Source organism: Paenibacillus rhizoryzae (assembly GCF_059686995.1).
In genome coordinates, this window is the sequence record NZ_JCAALT010000002.1 from 414,323 (window position 1) to 437,545 (window position 23,223).

Consider the following 23,223-nt stretch of genomic DNA (forward strand, 5'->3'; position numbering starts at 1 on the left):
TTTTAGCATAAAATAAGGATGCAATCATACGCAAGTCTTAATTCCAATCTTGTGCTTCAAAGGGAAAACAGCGTAATATGAGAAAGAGAGTTCTTAGGGATTCCTGAACCGGTAGAAGAAGCAGGTGAGAATGTGCGAAAAAAAAGAGTATTGCTCCTATCCGAAGGGTTCGGTTCCGGACATACCCAAGCGGCTTATGCCCTTGCGGTCGGTCTTCGTTCACTTGATTCTACAATTCAGACTCGCGTCATTGAGCTGGGCAATTTTCTTAACCCGGTCATCGGCCCGCTGATTGTATCCGCATATCGCAAAACAGTGACTAAACAACCGAAACTGCTCGGAAAGCTATACCGCAGACAATATAAAAAATCACTTAACCGATTCGCGCAGCTGGCGCTGCATCGTATTTTCTATACGCATACATCGCAGGTCATCGCCCAGTTGAAACCGGATTTGATCGTATGCACGCACCCTGTTCCTAATGCAGTCGTTTCACGGCTGAAGAGACTTGGGCTGCAAGTTCCGCTCTATACGCTCATTACCGATTACGATGCGCATGGCACTTGGACAAGCTCCGAGGTGACCAAATATCTTGTGTCTACCAATGAAGTTAAAAACAAGCTGACCGACCGCGGAATCTCGCCTGGGCGAATTGAGGTTACCGGTATCCCGGTACATCCGAACTTCTGGCAAACGCATGACAAATCGGAGCTGCAGGCGCAGTTTGATTTGAAACCATTGCCAACCGTCCTTATTATGGGCGGCGGTTGGGGGATTATGTACAGCGATGATTTACTTAGCTACATGACCCGTTGGCGCGATAAGATTCAGCTGATCTATTGTGTCGGCAACAACGAGAAGGCACGTGAGCGAATGCTCGCTGACCCTAATTTTCAACATCCGAACATCAAGGTGCTTGGGTTTACCAAAGAAATTAACAAGCTGATGGACGTCTCCGACCTGTTGATTACAAAGCCCGGCGGCATGACATGTACAGAAGGCTTGAGCAAAAGCATCCCGATGCTCTTCTACGAACCGATTCCGGGACAAGAAGAAGTGAACTGCGAATACTTCGTCGCGAGCGGTTTTGGCGAGATGCTGATTTCCTCCGAAACGATCGATAAATGGTTCGGCCTTATTCAAGAGCCTTATACCTCCGGACAACACCGGCTGGATCTTATAAACAAACGCAACCAACAATACAATCCGATGGAATGCTCCCGCGCCGTCCTGCAGTTTCTGCAGTGACGGTTTTTTTCTGCCTGCTGGCTGGCGATGAAGTCTACTGAGAGTGTATAGCTGGTTGTTGGTTGGCGATTACTGATTGCTGTTTTGCGATTGTTGCTCAAATTGCATCATTGGATCTCTCTTATGTAACAGTGGACTCTAATCCTGCTAAGAATGCAACATTTCCTCTCTAAAATGACTTTCTTACTGGGCGTTGGATCTCAAAAGATGCGTTTTGAGCAATATTTGCCGTTATCCCCTCCTACCTCACCTAAACCACAAAAAAACCGGAAAGGCCGCAGCCATTCCGGTTTATCGATATTCGATCTAAAGTACGCTTCCGCCAAACAAGAAGCGATTCTCCCACTGTCCGCCTGCGATGTCGCTTGTGCGAACGCCGCCGGATTCAGTGGAATACGTATGCAGGATTTGGCCATTACCCAGGTAGATACCTACGTGTGTAATCGTTTCAGTCGCTTTGTTGACACCTGCGTAGTTGGAAGCTTTCGAGCCTTTGTATTCCATGAAGAACATCAAGTCGCCGCGTTTCAGTGAACGCCAATCTGATTTCGTAGCGCCTTTCGCTTTCACGTAGTCGCCTTGCTTACGCGAATCCGCCGGAAGCGTTAGGTTTGCACCTTCGCGGAATGCTGTACGCACGAAATCGGAGCAATCGAATGTTGTAGTCGTGTCACGGTCGGAACCGAACTCATATGGGGTCCCCCAATATTTCATGCCGGCTGCGATTGTGTTCTCGATCAATTGCGGTGCGTTCGGTGTAGTGCCGCCGCCTGTGCCTGAACCAGGATTCGTGCCGCTAGGCAGCGAGAAGCTTGCACCAGTCGATATGTATTGATCGCTTGTGCTGACATAACCTTTAACGCCATTCGAATCGGTTACTGCATACCAAGCGCTGTTCGGTTGACCTGTGATCAGAACAGACTCACCTTTGCTCAGATAGCGCAGACGCGTGCCATCTGTGGAAGGAGATTTACGGAACGAAACGGATGAAACGATCGATGCGTTATAGATGATTTCAATATATTTATCGGAAGAAGAGACATAAGCGATCGTGCCATAAACATCTTGTACTTTGTACCAACTCGCGTTCGTTTTCTCCAAGATGACAACGTTATCGCCCGCCTTCAAATATTTGTAGACGGTTGAAGAGGTAGACGGTGCGCTGCGGAAACTTACACTGGATTGAATTTCGCCGACGACAGGTGCTGGAGCCGGTGAGGCGCCCATCACTGATGGCATGACAAGCAAAGCAGTTAGAATCAGGACAAGCAGTGATGCTGTAAACTTTTTCATTTTGATCCTCCTTATGTTGGTCGTGCTGTAGGCGTTTTGCCCTAATGCCAATTGTACGGAACTACGTAAAATGCATATATCGTCCACATGGCTCATTTGTCATCCCGCTTACTAGTCGAATAGCACTAGCATGCGAACCTATACACGCAAAAAAGACACCTCCTGTTTAGAGATGTCTTCGCGCGAACCCCCGCACTTCCTATGCGTACACTTCCTTTCACATCGAAGTGCTTCGGTCCTATATGAAAGCCTAAAGTACTAGTATTGTCTGTGCATTCTGCAATAATGTAAATACTACCAATGCGGCTTTCGTATGAATGTACTGCTAAATCCCTTCCATTTCAGGGAAAAATGCATGAAGCTCCGACTCGCTCTGGCTTTTCTTCATAATGAGCATGAGGGTGTCGTAACGGTTTGGAGAATCGATGACGGACTGATAGTCGAGCTTCCCGATCGACGAGAAAATGGCCACATCCCCTGTATGGTAGTATAAATACAAAGATGCCTCGTCCTCATTATACGAACAGAATGCGATTTGTTTGGATTCCACGGGTACGAGCATAGCCAACGCCTCCCAAGTGTAGGATATCGCAAGGACATTACTATATATATCCAAATTGTAACCATAACAGCACTAAAGTGAATCGTTATCCATGCAAAATATTATTTATCACAAATACTTAATGGCCAGCAGCGCATCAATCGGCGTGTGCTCCAAGCCAAATGCATGAACAAATGCCGGATTTCGCTGATCATGCATCCCTTTCATAATCGTGACCTCATAGCCCAGCTGCTCCAGCTCAGCCGGCTCCCAGCCGCTGCGATGGGTTTGGAATTTCTCCCCGTTCAACCCAAAGTGATCCACATACTCCTGCGGGAAGAAGCCACGTGGCGTATAGAGGATAACATGGTGCTTGGCAATTACCTCCGCTTTCCGCAGGAGCAAATGGGCATCATGCTTGGTGAAATGCTCGATGGAATCGATGAACGACACCGCTGAGAACGACTTGGGCACAAACAGCTTATTGATCTCCCTGGCATCGGCGTTTAAAGGGATAATATGACTCGCATTCGTCGCCCGGTTAACCAAATAGGGCCGATGAATCTCAAGCGCGACAATATGGTTATACGGGAATGTGTCCAGCAGTACGCATGGCCCGCTCCCGATATCGAGCAAACTGTCCCTATTCGTAAGCTTTCGATGAAGCAATCCATTGAAATCCCGATCCGTTGTTTCGTATGCCACCTCTCTTCTACCTCCTTACCCTGACTGTTCTTCTGTTAGTTTATGAGCATGTCCTTGCAACGTAACGGCACATGTACATAAAAAAAAGCAGTCCCGATACACCGATAGGCGCGCAGGGACTGCTCTAACTTCATGAATAGGGAACTAGTATCCGGAACCTGAGGCTGCTAAGCCGGAGCCGCAGGACACGCAGAACTTAGCGTTCAATTCGTTCTCGGTTTTGCAAGTGTTGCAGATGACGACAATCTCGCCGACAGTCGTTTCATTCTTAGGCTCATCTCCCAGCGCAGATCCGCAATCCGGGCAGAACTTCGTATCGAGCGCAACTACTTTGCCGCAGCTGCATGTTTTCTCGAAACGAATCATCTTAATCCGTTCTTCCAGTTGCCCGATTTCCACGTGCAGCTCATCCACCTGCATGCAGCAGCCAGTGACTTCATGCTCGGCTGATGACATGTCATGCGCTTGATGCGCACGGTAAACCGCAGCTCCGATGGTTGCAAACACTTTATCGATTTCTCTCTCCTTGCCGGAGATTTGCGCTTTCAATTTTGTGATTTCAACCGTTTGCTGTGCTTTCTTCGCCGCTTCCGATGCACCTTGTTTAACTTTATCGAAAAAGGACATAAACTATCGACTCCTTCAACTATTCATCTACTCTTGTCATTTTAACATAAACCGCCCTGACAGGTCATGCACATCCATAGACCTAATATACGACATAACACTACACAGGCTATTGCTATAGTTTATGTTCCGGACTATTGCGAAAGAACAACAAATCAGGCATTACACAGCAAAAAAGCGGGCTTTGCCGAACGCAATGTTCGAAAAAGCCCGCTAATGGAGTTGAATCGTTATGAACTTATTCCGCTGGGTACATACGCTCGCGAATCGCTTTAATTTCAGCGCTCTCGAGGTACTCGTCGTATGACATCATACGATCGATTACACCGTTAGGCGTAATTTCGATAATGCGGTTGGCAATCGTTTGAACGAACTGATGGTCATGCGATGTGAAAATCAGCGTGCCATCAAAGTCAATCAAACCGTTGTTAAGCGCCGTGATGGACTCGAGATCCAAATGGTTCGTCGGTTCGTCCATGAGCAGTACGTTCGAGCTGGACAGCATCATCTTGGACAGCATGCAGCGAACCTTCTCGCCCCCGGACAATACGCTTGCTTTCTTAAGCGCCTCGTCACCGGAGAACAGCATGCGGCCAAGGAAGCCGCGGATGAAGCTCTCATCCTGATCCTTCGAATATTGGCGAAGCCAGTCGACAAGGTTCATCTCTACGCCGTCGAAATACTGCGAGTTGTCTTTAGGGAAATACGCTTGTGTCGTTGTAATCCCCCATTGGAATGAACCTGCATCCGGTTCGATCTCTCCCGTAAGCAATTGGAACAAGATTGTTTTCGGCAGTGTGTTCGGACCAACAAGCGCGATCTTATCGCCTTTGTTAACCGTGATCGTCAGGTTGTCGATCAGGTTCACGCCGTCAACGGTTTTCGTCAAGCCTTCAGTCAGCAGCAATTGCTTGCCAGCTTCACGCTCAGGCTTGAAGTTGATGAATGGATATTTACGGCTGGAAGGACGAATGTCATCAAGCGAAATCTTATCAAGAAGCTTCTTACGGGAAGTCGCTTGCTTGGATTTGGACTTGTTCGCGCTGAAACGTTGAATAAACGCTTGCAGCTCCTTGATTTTGTCTTCCTTCTTCTTGTTGTTATCGCGCATGAGCGTCAGCGCCAATTGGCTGGACTCATACCAGAAGTCATAGTTACCGACATACATTTGGATCTTACCGAAATCGATATCCGCGATATGCGTACACACTTGGTTCAAGAAGTGACGGTCATGGGATACTACGATTACAGTACCTTCATAGCGGGAGAGGAAATCCTCAAGCCAGCCGATGGATTGCATGTCAAGATGGTTGGTAGGCTCATCGAGCAGCAGAATGTTCGGCGTACCGAACAAGGCTTGCGCTAAGAGTACCCGAACTTTCTCGTTACCGGAAAGCTCCGACATTTTCTTGTCGTGAAGATCAGGCGTAATGCCAAGACCGTTCAGCATGCCTGCTGCTTCGGACTCCGCTTCCCAGCCGTTCATGTCTGCGAATTCCGCTTCCAATTCGCCTGCGCGCATGCCGTCTTCATCGGTGAATTCCGCTTTCGCGTAGATCGCGTCTTTCTCTTTCATCACTTCATAGAGCTTCTTGTGGCCCATAATAACCGTTTCGAGTACGAGGAAATCATCGTACTCATAATGGTTCTGTTTCAGGACCGCAAAGCGTTCACCCGGTGTAATATGAACCTCGCCGCTCGTTTGCTCTACTTCGCCGGAAAGAATCTTCAGAAACGTCGATTTGCCTGCGCCGTTTGCACCGATCAAGCCGTAGCAGTTGCCAGGCGTAAATTTAATATTTACATCTTCAAATAGCGCACGCTTACCGAAACGAAGCGTTATGCCGCTTGTACTAATCATTTTAAACAATCCCGTCCTTCACTAAATGTTCTACTCATCACACCATTATAGCATAAAATCGCGTATGATTGCCTACTTGTTATCATTTAATCGCACGGTTTCTCCATGAGGAAGGATCATCAGGGTCCCTCTCCCCAGCGAGAGCCGCTTGCTTTCGGCTTCCAGTCGATCCAGCGCTTCGCGCGGTGTGTCGTCGGCTAATTTATACGATCCGTAATGCATCGGCACGAACCGTTTGGCGCGCACATCAAGGAAGGCTTGCAGCGCCTCCTCCGGTGTCACATGCTGCTGTCCCATGAACCATTCCGGCTCATAAGCCCCGATTGGCATCAGCGCAACGTCGATGTCGAAACGGTCGCCAATCTCCTTGAATCCGTCGAAATATCCGCTGTCCCCGGCAAAATATACCGTCGGTGCCAGTTCTGATTCTATGATGAATCCGCCCCAATGCGATTTGTTCGTGTCCGTCAAGGTGCGGCGTGTCCAGTGTTGTGCAGGTACAAAGGTAAACGTAACGCCGCTGATTATAGCGGATTGCCACCACTCCAGCTCGATGATGGAGGAGAACCCTTTGCGGCGCAATTTATCGGCAAGGCCAACGGGTACGATCAACGTTTTGCTGCCCTTGAGCTGTTCGAGTGATTTCATATGAAGATGATCATAATGAGAATGGGATATCAAGACGACGTCAATTGGCGGTACATCTTGAATCGCAAGTCCCGGCGGAGACAACCGTCGTTGTAACGCGAGCTTCTCGGCCCAAATCGGATCGGTTATAATATTGAGCCCGGAGTGCTGGATGAGAAACGTCGAGTGACCAATCCAAGTCAACGATGGCTCAGCCGAGTTGGAATGCAAATAAATCAAGTCCGGATCTGCAGTCGGAACCGTATAGGAATAATCTTTGAGCTTCATTTTGCCGGCACGCTCTCGTCGCCATTGCCTGACTTCCTTGAACGTTTTGGGTACCGCTTCCCGATTTAAATTTTCAAAGCGCATGGTTCTCACGTCTCCCGTCGTGTTGTCGGTTTCCTGTCTCTATCGGCTGCATGATACAACCATTCTTTTCTTTCAAAGATACCAAGCTTAAATCGATTAAGCAAACGGCGTTCACCCCCGTGAATGTTAATTGTGGTTCCCTTGCCAAATGGTTTACAATATAGTCTAACGATGAACGGGAATGGGGGAAAACCATATGAAATTACTTGGTATTGAACCGACGCCAAGTCCAAATACAATGAAATTAAACGTGAATGAGAAGCTGCCCGCCGGGCAGCGCTTCAGCCTGGCCCTTAGCGAAGCAGACAGCGCGGCTGAACCGCTGCGCAGCCTGCTTCGCATCGACGGCGTGCGCGGCTTGTTCCGCACGACGGATTTTATCGCGCTCGACCGGAAGCCGGGGGCTGACTGGGAGCGGATTCTGGCCGAAGCGCGGCGCATCCTCGTGAGCGGCGATGAGGCCGGTTCGGCCGAAGGCTCTGGCGCGGGTACTGGCGCAGCTGTGCCCGGCGCAGAGAGCTTCGGCGAAGCGCACGCGTTCGTGCAGCTGTATCGGGGAATCCCGATGCAGGTGCGCGTGCGCACGCCGGGCGGCGAAGCGCGCGCGGCGCTTCCCGCGCAGTTCACGGAGGCGGTGACGCGGGCAGCCGCCTCCTCGATGATTCGCGAGCGAATGCTGGAGGAGCTCGGGGTCCGCTATGGCGAGCCCGATGAGATTGCAGCGGAGCTCGTGAGAGAGCTTGAAGCCGCTTATCCGCAGGAGCGGCTGGAGGAACTTGTCGCGGCGGCGATCGCGCTCGGTGCCGCGCAGGGCGATGCCCCCCCGGCGCCGGCGGCGCGGCCTTCGCCGCTTACGGCAGAGCAGCTCGCCGAGCGGCTCGCATCGCCGGAGTGGAGCGTGCGCTACGAGGCGCTCTCGCGCACGGCGCCGGAGCCGGCGATGCTCCCGCTGCTCGCCAAAGCCATAACCGACGACAACGTCTCCATCCGGAGACTGGCCGTCGTCTATCTCGGCGAGCTGCGCCTGCCGGAGGCGATGCCGCTCTTGATCGCGGCACTGCGCGACGCGTCCGCGTCCGTGCGGCGCACCGCCGGCGACACGCTCTCGGATCTTGGCGACCCCGCCGCGATCCCGGCCATGATTGAAGCGCTGCGCGACCGCAACAAGCTCGTCCGCTGGCGGGCCGCCCGCTTCCTCTACGAGGTCGGCGACGACTCCGCGGCAGAGGCGCTGCAAGCAGCCGCGGCTGACCCGGAATTCGAGGTCAGCCTGCAGGCGCGCATCGCCCTGGAACGGATTGAGCGCGGCGAAGAAGCTGCCGGATCCGTCTGGCAGCAGATGACGGCGCAAAGAAACAACAAATCAAACAACGAGTAAGCATAAAGGGCTTCCTAACTGTAATTCGCATAAGCGGATTACAGCTAGGAAGCCCTTTTTTGCATGATCGATGGCTTTATTGTTGTTTATTTTCTTTGCATTATTTTTTCCGCTCGCCCATTACCGCGTCAACGGATACGCCTTATCCCAGCTGTGATCCTGTCTCATGAAACGGTCGTTTTTCATGAAATACTCGTGACTGACTTGACCGGGACGATCCGGAAGCGGATCGTCCCAAGTTACATCCATGTGATGCCAGCCGTCATTCAGGCGTACCAAATTCCACACATGACTGCCGGAATCGACCTTGCCTTCCACGATTCTCGACTCCACGCCGGCATGCATCAGCATGCGGTAGGCCAGGAGCGAGTAGCCTTGACAGACGGCCTTGCCTGTTTCAAGCGCATCCAATGCCGTATATCGCTGCAGCGTTGTATCGTAAGCCACATGCCTTACGATCCAATCGTGAATATAAGTGACCTTCTCTAGAGGATTCATTTTGTCCGAGGCAATGGAAGGCAAAGCTTGATCGATCAATTGATCCAATTTGCTCGTTTGCTCAGCTGTTTCACGGTACGTAATCGTCAGCTTAATCTTGGCAGAAGAGCCCCATGTCCGAATCGTATAGAGATACGAATCTACAATGTAGGCAATATAATCGTTAGCAGCAAAGGTATCCCGTATAAGAACCGGAAACTGCTTGGACAGCTCCGTGCGATCTCCATCGTAGGCGATCGAAATTTCCGGCTTCTGTTCAAGCAGCTGCTGAAGAATGTCTGCTTTCAGCTCCCGCAGCGTTGTGCTATTCGATGCCATCTGGGCATTAGTCTCTCGAAAATCCGAACCAAGTCCCGCAATCAGAATCAAAGAGACGAGGGCCAACCGTATAAGGAATGGGTGCATGCCAATTTGACTCCCTTCTACCTGCCTCTTGGCTTTACGTAGATCCATTATAGCAAAGTAGAATGGTTAGAATAAAGCAAATGAGGAAAATATGGGAAATCAAATTGAATCCGATGTTACAACGCTGTAATCCTATTGATGAGCAGCAGAGCAGATTCTTCGATCGCCAGCTCGCTGAAACGTATTCCATCTTCCATCAATTGCTGCCCTGTTAATGCAATCGACTCCGCTTGGCGATCACTGCGATCACCGGATAAGAACACCACTTGATAGGCAGCTCCCTTATCCAGAGCTTGCAGGCGAATCGAGCGAGACGCTTCTGCACCGGGCAGACGGAATACGAACAGCAAATGCTCCTCGCCGCTTTGCTGGCTGTATTGATAAGCGGACCAGCAATCACCGAGACCGCCCCTCACCGGCTGCCCGGTCAATCGATACAAATCCGCCGAGCGGACGAAAGGTTTCACCGTCCGCCGGTATACCTCAATATGATGCGCCAGCCGTTCTCGCATCCACGCCGGCATCTGCGGAAGCTTCTGCGAAATGCCGAAGCCGCGAAGCATTGCGACTCGGGTATAGCAATCGAATTGATGAGGCTTTAAGTCCGGCGAATTCGGGTGAAACTGCTGTTTCTCATAATTCCACAGAAACTCAGAGTAACTCCAGTGCAAGCAGACATCCGCCGCCAGCATCGTGGTCGCTCCCCAGAAAACTTGCAGGCTGTGCTCCGGCCAGTCCGGATCGCTTAGAAAGGTCGTATGGGTGTGGCTCATCATCCCGAGATCAATTCGCAGTCCGCCGGAAGAGCAATTTTCCAAAATCACCTCAGGATGTTTGGCGCGAACGCGATCGAGCATGCGGTAGTAGCCGTTGTAATGCTCGAATAATCCATCGCCGGCGCCATGTCCATGGTCGGTACAATTACAGCCTGCTTGCGGATCCAAGTTAAAGTCGAGCTTCATCCACTGACAGGTATAGCCGGTAATGAGCTCATCCAATGTACGGAAAGCCCAGTCCTGCACTTCAGGATTGCCAAAGCAGAGATATCCGAGCTGCTCCCCATCTCTGCGCGCAGGGAAGGACGGATGGCGCTTCGATAAATTCGCGGATTTTCCCAGCGCTTCGATCTCGCACCACAGTCCGAACTTCATGCCAAGGCCATGCACGAAATCGGACAATGCACGAATACCGCTTGGGAAGCGCAACGTATTCACCATTTCCCAATCGCCGCGGTGCTCGAACCATTCCGAAGCCGCTTCGGATGGACCGAACCAACCGGCATCCAGCGTGCAAATTTCAATGCCGAGCTTCGCCGCTTCCACCGCATTTGCACGGAATACCTCTTCGTTAATCGTCTTGTCCTCGTAGCTCCACCAATGATTCCACTCTGCCGGAAGCGAACGGGAGAATTCATTACTCACATACCAATGCTTACGTCCCACACGAGCAAACTGGATCGAAGTACTGTTAAGCTCTCCGCCGCTTCCTGCCGCCATGGCGACATGAATCCCTTCCATCGTCTGCCCAGGCTGCAGCTCTTTGGCAAATTCCCAATCATTCAACCCGCCGCTCACTTCGAAGTGGCCGCTTCCTTCTTTGTTCTCGCCTCGTGCGCCTGCTTCAATTTCCCCGGCTCGTTCACAACGCAATATCCAGTTGCCGGACCACATCGGAGATACCGTTAACAGGTCACCTTCGCTCCCTATGAGACTCATCCAAGGATGCATATCCTTCGACGAACGGCCTTGCCTTGTTTGTAGAATGACATCCTCTTGAACAAGCTGAATGCGTACCGGTTCAAATTCGGCTCCCCACTCGCTCTTATAGTGCATGAGCGTCCACGAATCCTCGGGAAGCTGCAGCCGGAAGGAGTCCACTCGTTCAATCGTCACGGATTCCGTTCCTTTATTGCGCACCGAAACCCATCGCTCTACCAAAGTTGTTCCCTCGTAAGCGATCACATGACTCTCTATGATCAAATCGAACGAACCACAGTAATGATAGATAGAAGCATGGTGCTGAGCCCCATCTGCCGCCTCTCTCTCATCTATCCCTACTAATTGAAGACCTTCTGTCAGCTTATCTATCCTCCGTCCATTCGCATAGACCGCAAAGTCCGTCCCGTTCATTGCTTGCTCTACTCTATTCAATTCACACACGCTCCTAATCCAGTCATTTCACCTATGCACGATCGATAACGAACGCGCACGGCAGGCAAAAGGCCGCACCTCAAAGTAGAAATTCTACTTTAAAGCACAGCCTCCTCTTACCTATTTCTTCGAAATAATTTCGTTGACCTGCTCATCCATTTTCTTCAGCGCTTCGTCGACCGTAATTTTGTTTGCAAAAATTTGATCGACCAGCGGCGAAATGGCTTTGTCTTGCGCTTCGCGCCATCTGAGGTGATAGATATCGCCGATGTTGCCGTATTTCATCCAGTCAAAACGAGCGGTTTGGTAGCCTTCCGGCGCCCATGCCGGCGTTTCCACCTTCGAGAGAGCGGTTTTGTTGATCGGAATCCACGATTGCTGTTTCGCCAGCGTTTCTTGGTTCTCGGTCATCGTCCATTTGATGAATTCCCATGCTTGATCCGGATGCTTCGACTTCTCCGTCATGGCATAGCCGCCCATCCAGTAAGGAACGACGCGTTTGTCATCCCACTTCGGCATTGGCGCCATATCCCAGTGCAGGTCCTTCTTCTCTTTAAGATTGCCCAGATCCCAGTCACCGCCAACATACATGGCAATTTTGCCCGTCAAGAAGTCGCCGCCAAGGGCGCTCGATTGCGCCGCATCCGGTGCAACATGATGCTTGTAGATCAGATCCTGCAAGTATTGCAGCGCATTCTTCGTTTCCGGCGTATTAAACGACAGCTTCTCCGGATCGTGAATGTTCGGCGCCAGTGCACCGCCTTGTTCTTGGCTCAGCGCCATCCAGCCCCACCATGCGCCGAGAGACATGCTTGTGCCGAACTGCACCGTTTTGTCGCCTTCTTTGATCGTCAGCTTCTGGGCCGCTGCGAGGTAATCGTCCCAGTTCCAGTTCTCGTTCGGGTACGCGACATTCGCTTTGTCGAACAGGTCTTTGTTATAGTACATGACGAGCGTTTGATAGTTTTCCGGTGCAACGTACATGTTGCTGCCATCAAATTTAAACGGCTCGAACAGCTTCTCGTCGTAGTCGGCCATGTTCAGATCGCGGTCGAAGTAAGGCTGAAGATTTTTCATAAGTCCTTTTTTGTACCAAGCGTAGGCAGGCACATCCCAGTAGAACAAGTCTACGGGCGAGTTCGAAGCAAGGGACAGCTCAATTTTCTTGAACGTTTCGTCCCATGGCAGGAGCGTCATTTTCACTTGAATGTTCGGATGTGTATCGTTAAAGCGTTTCACTTTATCTTTCTCTTCTTCATCTAGAGCGGGGCCGTTCGACCAACGGATGAAATTCAGCTCTACCTTCTCATCCTTGCTGCCCGTGTTGCCGTTGTCATTCCCGCCGCAGCCATACAAGACCGTCGACAATGCCATGACGAGCGTCATTACGAAAGCCAGCTTGCGTTTGCGAAACATACAGATCCCTCTTTTCTCTGTTTTACGTTATGGTTGTCAACCTTTAACGCCGGTAAATACCATGCCCTTGACGAAAATCTTTTGGCAAAGGAAGTACAGAATGACGCATGGAGCGATCGCATAGAGCGATGCGGCCATTAGGAGATGAAGATCTGGCGCGCTTCGGGCAGAACCTTGGAAGTAGGATAAACCAAGCGCCAAAGTACGCTTATTCTCATCCGTCAAATAAATGAGCGGTCCCATGAAATCATTCCAGGTCCCCATAAACGTGAACACTCCTACCGTAACCAGCACCGGCTTGCTAAGCGGAACCATGATCCGCGCCCATATGCCATACGTGTTGCACCCGTCGATCCGCGCCGAATCCTCGAGCTCATACGGGATGCCCATGAAGAACTGACGCATCATGAAGATGAAGAAGGCGCTTCCAAACCAAGCCGGAACGATGAGCGGCAGGAATGTATCCACCCAGCCCAGCTTGTTGAAGAAGAGATATATCGGTACCATCGTTACGGCGCTCGGCAGCATCATGGTTGCCAGCAGCACGAGGAAGATAAAATTGCGTCCGGGTGCATGCAGCCGCGAGAATCCATAGGCGGCGAAGGAGCACGAGAACAGCGTTCCAATCATGACGAATACGACAATAATGACCGAGTTCTGCGTATATAAGCCAAACGGAAATGTCGTAAAAGCTTCCACGAAGTTATGCCATTGCATCGGCTGCGGGATCCACTGCGGCGGGAAAATGTATACATCCGCTTTGAGCTTCAATGAAGTAGACAGCATCCAGGCGAATGGAATCAGAATGACGATGGAGCCGATGCAGAGCAGCAGATAGCTGAATAGTTTGGACATCAGCTCTGATTGGCTGCGAGAGAGCTTTCTACGGACAGGCGCATCGTTTTGTGTGATCGTGTTCATTTATTTTCCCGACCTCCTGTTCCCTTCGTAGAAGACCCACATCGGCGATGATTTGAAAATGATTAACGTGAACGCGAGAATGATTAGGAAGAGCACCCAAGCCAGCGCGGACGCATAACCCATTTGTAAATAATCGAATGCGTTGCGGTATAAGTACAGCACGCTGAACAGCGTAGCGTTGTTCGGTCCGCCTGCCGTCATGATGAAGCCTTCCGTGAACACTTGGAGCGCTCCGATAATGCCCGTAATCAGATTGAAGAAAATAACCGGGGAGAGCATGGGAAGCGTAATATGCCGGAATTGCTTTCTTCTGTTCGCTCCGTCAATCTCGGCAGCTTCGTACAGATCCGTCGGAATGCCTTGCAGCCCCGCCAGATAAACCAGCATGCTTCCGCCGACGCCCCAGAGTCCCATGATAATGATCGGCGGCAGCGCCCACTGCTCATCGATAAACCATTTCGGTCCCTCGAAACCGATTAAACTGATGGCCCAGTTGATCAACCCGAAATCCGGATTGAAAATCCACTTCCACAGCAGCGCAACCGCAACTCCCGACATAACCGCAGGCAGGTAAAATATCGTTCGGAAGAAAAAGATCCCCTTAATGTTCTTGTTGAGCAGCAGTGCCAGCGCTAAGGAAACGACTAGCCCGAGCGGAACGCTTACAACGGAGTAGATCATTGTTACCTTCAGCGATTGCCAGAACAGCGAATCCTTGAACAATTCCATATAATTGTCCAGGCCGACCCATTTGGGCGAGCTCAGAATATCGTAGTCCGTAAAGCTGAAATAGGCCGATGCCGCGATCGGACCCAGCATGAAGAATAACAGGCCGAGTATCGCAGGACTCATAAACACATACCCATCCAACGCTTCGCGCCTGGACCTGGTCCACCATTTCTTGTTTGTGCGCATACTCGTCGTTCACCTCCAAGATCGTTGGAATTAAACTTATTTTCGGTTTTCCGAAACGTTTCGGATGCCCTTCTGAAAAAGAGCGCCGCTGCTCTCCTCAATCGCTGCTTTCATTAGCTTCCTAAGGTATCGCTCTCGTGCTCTCGCGGATAATTAATTCATTTTGCAAGACAATTTTTCGATCAATTTGGCGGTTCTCCATCATATCGATGACGAGCTGCGCAGCCTGATACCCCATCTCATATTTATCCTGCCGGATCGTTGTCAGCTTCGGCGAACAATAGGCGGCTACCGGGATGTCGTCATAGCCGACGATGGATAATGTTTGCGGCACTTGTCGCTTCAGCTTCTCCATTGCGCGGAGCGCGCCGAGTACCATCAAGTCGCTGGCAGAGAACACCGCCGTTACATCGGGATGGTTGAGCAAGATGCGATACATCGCCTCACAGCCGCCGTCTTCCGAGAAGTTTCCGTCGAAGACGAGATCCGGATCGTAAGGGATGCCGGCTTTCTCCAAGGCTTGCTTGTAGCCCTGCAGCCTTCTGATGCTGACGGCCGCTTCGTTATGCCCGTTGATCATCGCGATCTTACGGTGACCGAGCTCCAGCAGGTGATTGACCGCAAGCGTTGCTCCGTACACATTGTCTGTCGTGACGTGGCCGGTGTTCTTGCTCTCGACCGGAATGTCGATCAGTACGCATGGGAAATCGGCTTTGCTCACAATTTCCTCCAGGTACGGATCATTCACCCGCAAGCCGAACACAATCGCGCCGTCAACGCCCCGCTCCCTGCACAGATCCGAATAGGATTTCTTCAGCTGTTTCTTGGAGCTCGTGCTGAATAGCAAAATATCATAATCGAGCATCGTCGAGCGGTCATTGATGCCGCACAATATTTCGTATGCGAGCGCATCCTTGACGCCTTCCCGGTTAATATCCGAGATGATGACGCCGATCGTTCTCGATTTCTTCATCACCAGACTTCTGGCAGCAGCGCTGGGCCGATAATTCAATTCCTCGGCAGCCTGCTTGATTTTCTTGCGGGTTTCCTCATTGACGTCGCTGTATCCGTTAAGCGCTCTTGATACAGTCGTAACCGACAATCCTGTTGCTTTTGCCAGGTCTTTAATGGTGGCCACAACTTGCACATCCTCTATTCGAAACGTTTCGGATTGATTATGGACTCAGTATAGGTCAAAATGATAGCGTTTGCAATAGCCAATTTGGCGGATAAACACACGGGATAAACCGGTGGATTTTGCTGATGTGTGGCTCTGGGAGCTACACTTTTGCTAGATTCGTCAACTAACTACTCATGTGTTGCTCTGTGGGCTACACTTTTGCCAGATTCCTCTATGAACATACAAAGAAGCAAAGAGCCATCCCAAAAGTTGCCTTGCGCACTTTTGAGACAGCCCTTTAAGGTCAATCTATACCTCGCGCCAGTCCAATAGGACGCCTAAACATGGACTTTTCGGCGCAGTAATCAGCTCCCAAGCTTCCGCGGCATCCGTGGCGGGAAACCGATGCGTGATCAGCTGCTCCGTCGTTAGCCACCCTTCTTCAATGGCAGCAATCGTGGCTGCCATCCGTTCTCCTGACCAGCCGGATGGGGTATGAAGCGTGATCTCTTGCTCGCGCAGCTTTTGAATATCAATCATGCCTGCTTCGCCTAGGTAGCCTGCAGAAACGAGATGGCTGTCGTGTTTCATCAGCGGCTGCAGCTTGCGGAACGTTTCGAGGCTGCCCACCGTGTCGATCACGATGGCGAGCTGCTGGTTTGCACGCTGCAGTACTTGAGCGGGATCGCTGATATGGCCATTGATTGGAATCGCATAACCACCCGCAACGGCCAGCCCCAGCCTTTCCTCCCGATGGCCGAGCAGATAAACCTGCGCGCCGCGATGAGCCAGCGTCTGTGCCGCCCATTGGCCAACGAGCCCGTCGCCGATAACAACCGCGACGTCTCCTTGTGAGATCGGCGGCCGTATGCCGCAGTTATAGCCGACCTGCGTCAGCACCGTACCGGAGTAGGCTAGCGGCTCCGGCCCATCCTCCGATAGCTTCCACACTTGGGAGCCGTCCGTAACTGCCGGATTGATGTGACCGCCAAAATCGAAATACATGCCGTCTACTTTGCTGACGGAGGCGAATACGCGATCACCTGCTTTTACATGGGTTACTTCTCCACCTACCGAGATAACACGCCCTACCTTCTGATAGCCGGGCACATGAGGGAAAGGCCAAGGTCCTCCTTCGGTGTACGGAGTCTCGCCTGATATACGTTCCCCGCGGAAGAAGGAGGATTCGGTTCCGATGCTGATCCAGGAATATTCCAGCTCAATGACGACATCACGATCCGTTGGTTCAGGCACTTCTACGGTCCGAACGCTCACGACTTCTTTTGTCTCAAAAACGACTGCCATTGCTTTCATATTAGAAATCCCCCTGCAAGTTAAAACAGATCTTAATCGCTTGCTGCGCCTTTAGAAGTTCAACGCCTCGCTTATACTCTCTGAATGAGAGTTCTTCGGTTTGCAAACATTCCGTGTTGAAAGCCGGATTGCTAAGTGCATCTAACAGCAAATGGCGATCCCGCTTCGTAACCGGATGATAGCGGTAGGATTCCAGCTTTGTCCCTTTGAACCAATACGATTCCGGGTAGGTGATATCGCCGCGAAGCACGCCGAAGATGATGACATGCTCATCGGTGCGGTCGAGAACGTTTTGTACGGATGGGGCGTAGCCTACGCAATCATAGCCAAGATCGAATCTGCGGTCTCTGAGATCATCCGCATGTACTGCTTCGACGCCTAAGGAAAGTCCGTTTACGAATTCAACGCGCTCTCTATTTACATCAATCGCCGTCACTTTTGCTCCCCAGAGCGAAGCCAGCTGCATCGCCAGAATGCCGGCTGGGCCAAGGCCCGCAACCAGCATCGTCTTGCCTTGCAAATCATCAAACTGATCTAAGCCATACATTACGCACTTGAGCAGCTCCGAAGAAACGGCACGCTTATCCGAAATGTGATCCGGCAGCTTCAGCAGATCGTTCTCGCGATAAGCCATGTACTGTGCGTACGCTCCATAGCCGGGTGAAAGATGCTCCAGCGCCGCCACTCGATCACCTGGCGCAAAACCCTGCACGCTCGCGCCGACTGCTTCCACTGTACCTACCGCTTCATGACCGGGGAAACCCGGAGGCAGCGGATAATCCGGCTGGCGGTTCTGAATGAACATATCTTTGCCGCCCATCATGTTTAAATCCCAGCGAGGGCAGGTCGCTACAAGATGGATCCGGACAAGCACTTGATCATCTTTGATTTCGGGTATAGGCACTTCAATAGATTCATACTGGTTTACACCTGTAATTTGGATCGCTTTCATGAGCGTTCATCTCCTTATGGCCGAGCCGGATTTTGGCTGGTCCTGATACTTCTTAGGATAAGCGCTTACAAGCAGGATGTCTTTGCACTCCATATTGATGGTTTGCGCAAAGTGGTGCGATTCAACCGTTTACGAGTATTGTGGTCCATGATATGATTTGCACATCATTGACATGTTGAAAGCGGTGGCAAAAGATGAGGATCAGAAAACATGGCTTAGCTGCGGTTGAAGGAGGTGTCGGCAGCCGCGCCGGAGGCGTCCATCCCTATGGTGAGCTGCTCTGTATTACGGAGGGAGAGGCTGATTTGGAATGGTCGGGTATGACGTATCATGCCAATGGTACAGCCTTGTTTGTCATTTTGCCGAATACGCCTCATCAGTTGGTTCAGCGGTCGCATCGGCTCTGTTATTGGTTCGTTGAATTCCATGAAGAGAATGCCGATGCGCTTCCCAGCGTTGATCTCATTTATCGCTGGAACAGCATGCAATCGGATATTAGTTGGAGCAGTGCGCCTTATCCAGCATTACGTGCTGCTTTCGAGGCAGTCCGTATGCTGATGACGGCGGAAGCTTCGCTTGCCCCGGCGATTTTTCAAGAAGCATTACTCTCAGATCTCCATAAGCTGCTCGTGTTCATCCCTAATATCACGGCATTGACAGCACAGACGCCCAGTTACTCCTCAGGCGAGATGCTCGTCACAGAGGTGCTGCGATTCTTGGAGTCGGTATTTCCTCAATCAATTTCGCTGCAGACCATCGCCGATTATACGCACTACAACCCTTCTTATCTCGTGCGACTGTTCCGGCAGCATACCGGAAAGACACCATTCAGCTACTTAAACGAGCTTCGCCTAGCTGCCGCTTCGCAGTATTTGCTTCATTCCGATATGACGGTGCAGCATGTCTCACAGGCATGCGGTTTTCAGAGCATTCACTATTTCAGCCGAACCTTCAAAAAGCAATTCGGCATGTCGCCCAGCGAGTGGCGAAAGCCGTTGCGGACTTGAGAGGGTAGAAATTTAATAGGGTGAGAATCGGTTTATCTGATTCTCACCTCAGGTAAGCTACTTCTCTATCAAGCAACTACGGCAATTGTTTGCTTCTCCGAGTTTGGACCATGTAGATCCCTGGATGAGCTACTTGTCTATCGAGCAACTGCGGCGGTTGTTTACTGCTCCGAATCTGGACCAAGTAGATGCCCAGACGAGTTAGCTCTCCGAAACAGAGCAGCGACGAAACGCAGAAAGCACCTGACCGCTTGGTCAGGTGCTTTCTGCTGCTCAAATTCGCTATTAGTAAGGCTTAATTACTTCAGAACCGATCTTCTGCTTGCGAACCAGCTGCTTCGCGCGATCCGAGAACTTATCGTACGTCTCCTGCGGAATTTGCAGGCTGCCTTGGTAAGGCGCAGTTGATGTAGACGAGTAGATCAACGCAATGTTCGGTCTTGGCTTGTCGGAGCGATTCGGCGTGCCGCGGTGCCACATGCGGTCGTCACGAATCATGATGGAGCCGGCAGGCATATGGGCTTTGAAGGAAAGCATATGCGGAGCCAGTTCAGGTTTGTTGACCACTTTCGAGCTGTACCAGCTATCCGGGTGCAGGTGCGTACCGCCGGGCCATACTTCCATCGGACCGTTCTCATCATTGACGTCTACGAGCGGGTAGTTCACGACAAGATTGGTAATTGGCACGTTCACGCCAAAACGGCTGCCGAATCTAGCCCCCATGTCGGCGTGGACGTCTTGCGACTTGGTCCCTTTAGGCATGGACGTGTTCGATGCAAAATAAGTGAGCTCGCAATCGGAACCCAGAATTTGATCCACAATAGCCGTTACGAACGGATGCGCAATGAGCGATTCATCGCAGAACGGCTGCTCAAACGGCAAATACATGCCGATATGGTTCGTACCATCATGGAAGCCTTCTTCGAGGCTGAACTTGTTCTTCACCATAAAGCCTTCGAGGAAATCGCCGATTCTATTGTTCAATTCCTCGATCTGCGTCCGTGGCAGCACTTCTTCGATCAACACATAACCATTTACTTGAATCAACTGTACGGCCAATTCAATCGTCGCGGGCAACAGCTGGCCGGACGCTAATTCTTCTGTACTAACTTTCACTTTATCCCATCCAATCTGTTTAGCTTTGGTAAGAACGCGCTTGCTAAGCTATAAAATAACAAATTCATTCCCACTTGGAAAGCATTAATTGGTGAAACGGCGTTCACCAAACGGCGGATGAGACATCGAAACGGCCCAATATTTAGTCATAAATACCAGGTAGACCGGTAAGCATTTCCCCAAAGAAACCTCTGCTTGTCAAGCCAACCGAATCTCATCTATTTCTATCGTGCCATCCTTCACTTCCACAAATACCTCGCCATTGCGGATTCCGGCAATTCCGTATCCGGAGGCTGTGCACAAGAAGCTGCTATAGTCTCCTGACACTTTCGGCGAAACGTAGAGCACGCGCTCCACCGCATCGTACCGAATACCGCTCCAGCCTTGGATAATGCCATAGGAGGCCATTGCTCTGGCATACCAATGCCCGCATTCGTATTCATCGAAAGGATTTCTTACGCTTCCATCATAACGGTCGCGGCAAACGCGCACAATGTCCAGCCCTTCCTCCACGCAGCCAACCGACATTAAGTGGGAAGCGACTTGATATTCAATGCCGGTCCAAACTTCGTTGCTATATACGAACGGGAGCGACAGCTGACCTCCCTTCGGCCATGTACAAAGAAGAAGCCCTCCATCTCGTCCGAGTGCAAAGCCTGAACGCTGCGGGTTAGCATGCTCGGACAAGTCGCGTTTGAGATTGTACTTATAGATACTTAGCAAGTGGGACTTGACCATCTCGCGGTCCAAGATATCCCCAAGCCCGCACATTTCCGCGATCCACGCTCCGATGACCCCATCTGACAAGCAGCCTTTCCCATACTGATACTTCGGACCTTCCTGCTCCAGCAGCTCTTGGGCTTCCTTGGAGTAGTTGACATTCCAAGCTTCCGGTCCTTCCAATGTCTCCGCTGCCTTGTAGTTATCATTTCCTTGGGGAACCAATTTGGCCGGATCCGGCGCGCGGAGCCCCTGCCAAATAATCTTTTGCTCAAAATATTCGCCATTGAACAGCTCTTGCTCCAGATAATTCCTGCCCTTGCGGTATAGCTCTTCGTATTCGTTTGAAGGGTCCCCCAACGCTTCGCCCATGAGCGAAGCCGCTTTAAGCGCGCCAATGTAAATGGAAGAGCACATGCCGTCCGGTCCCCAGAATTCGATGTCGTACGTATTGTGATGCGGCTCGATTAATACCCCCATGCCATCGGGATCCCAAAGCTCCTTGCAATACGTCAAGCTTTGCTTGATGTGCGGCCAATACTTCCGGAGCCACTCGGTGTCCCCGCTGATTCTCCATTCACGGTAAGCCTTCATGATGCCGCCTAGCTGGCCATCCGAAGCTGCGTGATACTTGTGGCTTGCCGGCTGAATGGGCAGCGGAACCCGGAAATTCTGATGCCCCCGTTCATCCTGCCCTTCCGTAAATTCCGAAACCCGCAAGCTGCGCTCCAATTCCGGAAACAGATGCGGCACCGCTTGCGCATAGTTCCAGACATGCGTGCAAGAACCGCTGCAGCTTCCCTCTTTGAGCTGCTGCCCTTCCCAGCCCCACATCCGGCCATCCGTCTGTCGTAACACAGTAGGTGATTTCAGAATCGTAAGATTGGCGGTTATTGCATCCTTGGCTTCCGCAGGGAGCGAAGTGCCAAAGAACGTGTCGCTAAACTTCAGACTTCTTTCGCGAAGCGAATCGTAATGACGGAACCAGTACTCGGAGACTTCCGAGATGGTTGCAAATTTGCCGGCGTACCAAGGCTTATGGTATTCTCCGGCCCAATCCGCATGTTTAGCTGCTTCTACACCTTCAATCAGATTTGTCTCCGGCACATACCAAGACAGCATGATTCGAATGACCTCGCGGTCATGAGGAGCAAGCGTAATCGGAACAAACAAACTTCCTCCCGGGCTTGGCTTCCCTTCCGTTACTTCCGGTTTCTCCACACTTCGGCCTTCTTTAATCGCGTTCCAAACCATGGTTAACGAATCGAACCATCCTCCGCGGAACCAGGCGCAGTCGACTTTGGCGTTCGGATGATCCGTGAAGGCACTGAATGAACCTTCTTCCCATGGCTTTCCTTCCTCCGGCGATTGCTCCAGTACAAAGCCTTTGCCTGAATTCGCGCCGTATACCCGTTGTTTCGTCGATTTATTGAACGCCATAAAGTTGGCCGCATGAAGGGAATACACAAGCTCAACAGGGCGGTCTGTTTTGTTGATTAGCGTAATTTCGAGCGCTGCCGCAGGCAAGCTCGAGTCGTCTGCATGTAAGGGAATAAACGGACTCCAGCCCGTAATCGACGCCTCGACAGGAAGCTGATGATCATTCAGTTCAACGGTCCCAAACGGAAACCTGGCGTGAAACGTACTGCTCTCAAAGCGCGGCAAGCCGAAGTGCTTCCCGAACAGCCCGCTGCCTGGATTCATCGACTCCGCTTTATTGCCGTAGATCTTCCAAGAAGGAATCGGGCCTTCCATGACCCTAGCAATATTGTCCTGCTCCCCTTTAATGCACAAGCCGGAAAAAATGATAGGTTCGTGCGTAATATTAGGTGCATGACGTAAAGAGAAATGGGACATCGCCCCCGTTCCCTCCAGACAAAACATGCCCGCCCCTATCCCGCCAAGCGGATAAGCGATGTGGGCATTACGATTCCCCGAATACGATTGACTGTAAGATTGCTGGCTCATACTGATTCCCCCTTAATGAGTCTCCATCCATCATAAGCGCTCTCTTATCCTATGAATACGAGTTTCATG

Annotated in this window: 19 protein-coding genes; 3 read left to right on the top strand and 16 right to left on the bottom strand. The window is 51.3% G+C overall.

Annotated features, from left to right (window positions below):
- Positions 1-132: 132 nt before the first annotated feature.
- On the top strand, positions 133-1,248 hold the full coding sequence (locus tag AC6ESO_RS07175; RefSeq protein WP_494818257.1) for an MGDG synthase family glycosyltransferase: 1,116 nt from the start codon (positions 133-135) through the stop codon (positions 1,246-1,248).
- 306 nt (positions 1,249-1,554) lie between these two features.
- Here AC6ESO_RS07175 and AC6ESO_RS07180 read toward each other — a convergent pair whose 3' ends face one another.
- From AC6ESO_RS07180 to AC6ESO_RS07205, 6 genes are all read right to left on the bottom strand, one after another.
- Positions 1,555-2,541, bottom strand: coding sequence for a C40 family peptidase (locus tag AC6ESO_RS07180; RefSeq protein WP_497090771.1), 987 nt, complete (start codon positions 2,539-2,541; stop codon positions 1,555-1,557).
- 325 nt (positions 2,542-2,866) lie between these two features.
- Positions 2,867-3,103: a KTSC domain-containing protein gene (locus AC6ESO_RS07185; protein ID WP_494818255.1), complete on the bottom strand. Its 237-nt coding sequence runs from the start codon at positions 3,101-3,103 to the stop codon at positions 2,867-2,869.
- 108 nt (positions 3,104-3,211) lie between these two features.
- The gene (locus tag AC6ESO_RS07190) at positions 3,212-3,787 is read right to left on the bottom strand and encodes a class I SAM-dependent methyltransferase (protein WP_497090772.1); all 576 of its coding nucleotides are present in this window, start codon (positions 3,785-3,787) and stop codon (positions 3,212-3,214) included.
- A 144-nt stretch (positions 3,788-3,931) separates the two neighbouring features.
- A complete protein-coding gene (locus AC6ESO_RS07195; RefSeq protein WP_494818253.1) occupies positions 3,932-4,414 on the bottom strand; it encodes a double zinc ribbon domain-containing protein in 483 nt (160 codons plus the stop codon).
- Between the two features lie 238 nt (positions 4,415-4,652).
- Positions 4,653-6,275 (bottom strand): ATP-binding cassette domain-containing protein, encoded by a 1,623-nt coding sequence (locus tag AC6ESO_RS07200; RefSeq protein ID WP_494818252.1) that lies wholly within the window; start codon positions 6,273-6,275, stop codon positions 4,653-4,655.
- A gap of 72 nt (positions 6,276-6,347) precedes the next feature.
- On the bottom strand, positions 6,348-7,283 hold the full coding sequence (locus AC6ESO_RS07205) for an MBL fold metallo-hydrolase (protein WP_497090773.1): 936 nt from the start codon (positions 7,281-7,283) through the stop codon (positions 6,348-6,350).
- Between the two features lie 187 nt (positions 7,284-7,470).
- On the opposite strand from AC6ESO_RS07205, the gene AC6ESO_RS07210 reads away from it, so the two are divergent.
- Positions 7,471-8,652: a conserved virulence factor C family protein gene (locus AC6ESO_RS07210; RefSeq protein ID WP_497090774.1), complete on the top strand. Its 1,182-nt coding sequence runs from the start codon at positions 7,471-7,473 to the stop codon at positions 8,650-8,652.
- A 120-nt stretch (positions 8,653-8,772) separates the two neighbouring features.
- On the opposite strand, the gene AC6ESO_RS07215 is transcribed toward AC6ESO_RS07210, so the two are convergent.
- From AC6ESO_RS07215 to AC6ESO_RS07250, 8 genes are all read right to left on the bottom strand, one after another.
- Complete coding sequence (locus tag AC6ESO_RS07215; protein WP_497090775.1) at positions 8,773-9,555, bottom strand: transglutaminase domain-containing protein; 783 nt, start codon at positions 9,553-9,555, stop codon at positions 8,773-8,775.
- A 116-nt stretch (positions 9,556-9,671) separates the two neighbouring features.
- Entirely contained in the window at positions 9,672-11,705 is a 2,034-nt protein-coding gene (locus AC6ESO_RS07220; protein ID WP_497090776.1) for an alpha-galactosidase, read from the bottom strand.
- Between the two features lie 120 nt (positions 11,706-11,825).
- Positions 11,826-13,121: an ABC transporter substrate-binding protein gene (locus AC6ESO_RS07225; protein ID WP_497090777.1), complete on the bottom strand. Its 1,296-nt coding sequence runs from the start codon at positions 13,119-13,121 to the stop codon at positions 11,826-11,828.
- Between the two features lie 36 nt (positions 13,122-13,157).
- Entirely contained in the window at positions 13,158-14,042 is an 885-nt protein-coding gene (locus AC6ESO_RS07230) for a carbohydrate ABC transporter permease (protein WP_497090778.1), read from the bottom strand.
- Positions 14,043-14,957 (bottom strand): carbohydrate ABC transporter permease, encoded by a 915-nt coding sequence (locus tag AC6ESO_RS07235; RefSeq protein WP_497090779.1) that lies wholly within the window; start codon positions 14,955-14,957, stop codon positions 14,043-14,045.
- A 121-nt stretch (positions 14,958-15,078) separates the two neighbouring features.
- Entirely contained in the window at positions 15,079-16,095 is a 1,017-nt protein-coding gene (locus AC6ESO_RS07240; protein WP_497090780.1) for a LacI family DNA-binding transcriptional regulator, read from the bottom strand.
- Positions 16,096-16,386: 291 nt separating this feature from the next.
- The gene (locus AC6ESO_RS07245) at positions 16,387-17,391 is read right to left on the bottom strand and encodes a zinc-binding dehydrogenase (RefSeq protein WP_497090781.1); all 1,005 of its coding nucleotides are present in this window, start codon (positions 17,389-17,391) and stop codon (positions 16,387-16,389) included.
- Position 17,392: 1 nt separating this feature from the next.
- Positions 17,393-18,343 (bottom strand): zinc-dependent alcohol dehydrogenase, encoded by a 951-nt coding sequence (locus AC6ESO_RS07250; protein ID WP_497090782.1) that lies wholly within the window; start codon positions 18,341-18,343, stop codon positions 17,393-17,395.
- A 194-nt stretch (positions 18,344-18,537) separates the two neighbouring features.
- Between AC6ESO_RS07250 and AC6ESO_RS07255 the strand changes: the two genes are divergently transcribed.
- Complete coding sequence (locus AC6ESO_RS07255; RefSeq protein WP_497090783.1) at positions 18,538-19,350, top strand: helix-turn-helix transcriptional regulator; 813 nt, start codon at positions 18,538-18,540, stop codon at positions 19,348-19,350.
- A 285-nt stretch (positions 19,351-19,635) separates the two neighbouring features.
- Here AC6ESO_RS07255 and AC6ESO_RS07260 read toward each other — a convergent pair whose 3' ends face one another.
- Both AC6ESO_RS07260 and AC6ESO_RS07265 read right to left on the bottom strand, forming a co-directional pair.
- Positions 19,636-20,466 (bottom strand): phytanoyl-CoA dioxygenase family protein, encoded by an 831-nt coding sequence (locus AC6ESO_RS07260; protein WP_497090784.1) that lies wholly within the window; start codon positions 20,464-20,466, stop codon positions 19,636-19,638.
- A 198-nt stretch (positions 20,467-20,664) separates the two neighbouring features.
- Positions 20,665-23,154, bottom strand: coding sequence for a GH116 family glycosyl hydrolase (locus tag AC6ESO_RS07265; protein WP_497090785.1), 2,490 nt, complete (start codon positions 23,152-23,154; stop codon positions 20,665-20,667).
- Between the last annotated feature and the right edge of the window lie 69 nt (positions 23,155-23,223).